3 protein-coding genes are annotated in these 1853 nt (G+C 31.4%); all 3 read right to left on the bottom strand.

Annotation, left to right across the window (positions count from 1 at the left end; translation table 11 throughout):
- A partial coding sequence (locus A9G11_RS05810; protein WP_065618559.1) for a DUF6708 domain-containing protein occupies window positions 1-761 on the bottom strand: 761 nt, incomplete at its 3' end.
- A gap of 47 nt (window positions 762-808) precedes the next feature.
- Entirely contained in the window at window positions 809-1330 is a 522-nt protein-coding gene (locus A9G11_RS05815) for a DUF6708 domain-containing protein (protein ID WP_065618560.1), read from the bottom strand.
- Complete coding sequence (locus A9G11_RS05820; protein WP_065618561.1) at window positions 1327-1635, bottom strand: hypothetical protein; 309 nt, start codon at window positions 1633-1635, stop codon at window positions 1327-1329. Before A9G11_RS05820 ends, A9G11_RS05815 begins: the two co-directional genes overlap by 4 nt.
- Window positions 1636-1853: the final 218 nt, after the last annotated feature.

Below are 1853 nucleotides of genomic sequence, written 5' to 3' on the forward strand. Positions count from 1 at the left end.
ACCATCCATTCTGGCCAACCTTGACCTTTGATGATCTCTTTTTTAAATTGGATTTCTTGCTCTGATTTGTATTTACCGGCATTTAAATTGATTAAATCATTACAACACATAAAATTATTTACCCAACCCCAGACCATATAACTCCCTACACCGATGCGTAATGGATCTAACAGGATATGGTCAATTGTTTTATGGGTATGGGGCTTACAAACCATTAATATGGTCGTATTCAGCGAATAATTGGAAAAATTATGTACCACTACCCCTTGTAAATATGCCCAATCATACTCTTTAATACGCTTTTTGTTTGGGTGTAAAAAGGTAAGCGGATTTCGTAAAGATTTAAAATTAAAAAAATAACTTTCATTCACATACACTTTACCGGTTTTACGGTTAAATATAATTGGGCTACCTCGACGTGTAAACAGATTTTGATAGCATTCAGGAATCATTAAATATAAAGCAAGGATAAAACAAATTATGATTGCCAATAGAACAACAAACATAATTTTAGAATCATTAGATTCTAATGATAACCATGTAAGTAAATATATTGATACAGGTATAATAAAAATTAATAAAATTGATGCAATTAAACTAATACATAAATAAAAAATCTGATCTGATTTTATTTTCCGAATAAAAGCACAATAGTTATCATTGGCATAAAGTAAGCGATCATCGGCACCCGTTATATATTGAGTTCCTTTATCTAAATCACCAATCCAACCTAGAACCTGTGGACGATATTTTGATGGCATGGTTTTCCCTTACTCCTTATTATTTTACTTAGTATCCAAGCTACTCATTATGGTTTAACATTATACTTTTGTTTGATTTCTGCTAACTCTTCTTGTGACGTTGCATTAAAGGCTTCTACCATCCATTCTGGCCAACCTTGACCTTTGATGATCTCTTTTTTAAATTGGATTTCTTGCTCTGATTTGTATTTACCGGCATTTAAATTGATTAAATCATTACAACACATAAAATTATTCACCCAACCCCAGACCATATAACTCCCTACACCGATGCGTAATGGATCAAACAGGATATGGTCAATTGTTTTATGGGTATGGGGCTTACAAACCATTAATATGGTCGTATTCAGCGAATAATTGGAAAAATTATGTACCACTACCCCTTGTAAATATGCCCAATCATACTCTTTAATACGCTTTTTGTTTGGGTGTAAAAAGGTAAGCGGATTTCGTAAAGATTTAAAATTAAAAAAATAACTTTCATTCACATACACTTTACCAGTTTTACGGTTAAAAATAATTGGACTACCTCGACGTGTAAACAGATTTTGATAGCATTCAGGAATCATAAATACAAAGCAAAAAAACAAATGATGATTGCCAATAGAACAACAAACATAATTTTAGAATCATTAGATTCTAATGATAACCATGTAAGTAAATATATTGATACAGGTATAATAAAAATTAATAAAATTGATGCAATTAAACTAATACATAAATAAAAAATCTGATCTGATTTTATTTTCCGAATAAAAGCACAATAGTTATCATTGGCATAAAGTAAGCGATCATCGGCACCCGTTATATATTGAGTTCCTTTATCTAAATCACCAATCCAACCTAGAACCTGTGGACGATATTTTGATGGCATGGTTTTCCCTTACTCCTTATTATTTTACTTAGTATCCAAGCTACTCATTATGGTTTAACATTATACTTTTGTTTGATTTCTGCTAACTCTTCTTGTGACGTTGCATTAAAGGCTTCTACCATCCATTCTGGCCAACCTTGACCTTTGATGATCTCTTTTTTAAATTGGATTTCTTGCTCTGATTTGTATTTACCGGCATTTAAATTGATTAAATCATT

The sequence above is a fragment of the Gilliamella sp. wkB108 genome, assembly GCF_001690195.1.
GTDB lineage: Bacteria > Pseudomonadota > Gammaproteobacteria > Enterobacterales > Orbaceae > Gilliamella > Gilliamella apicola_L.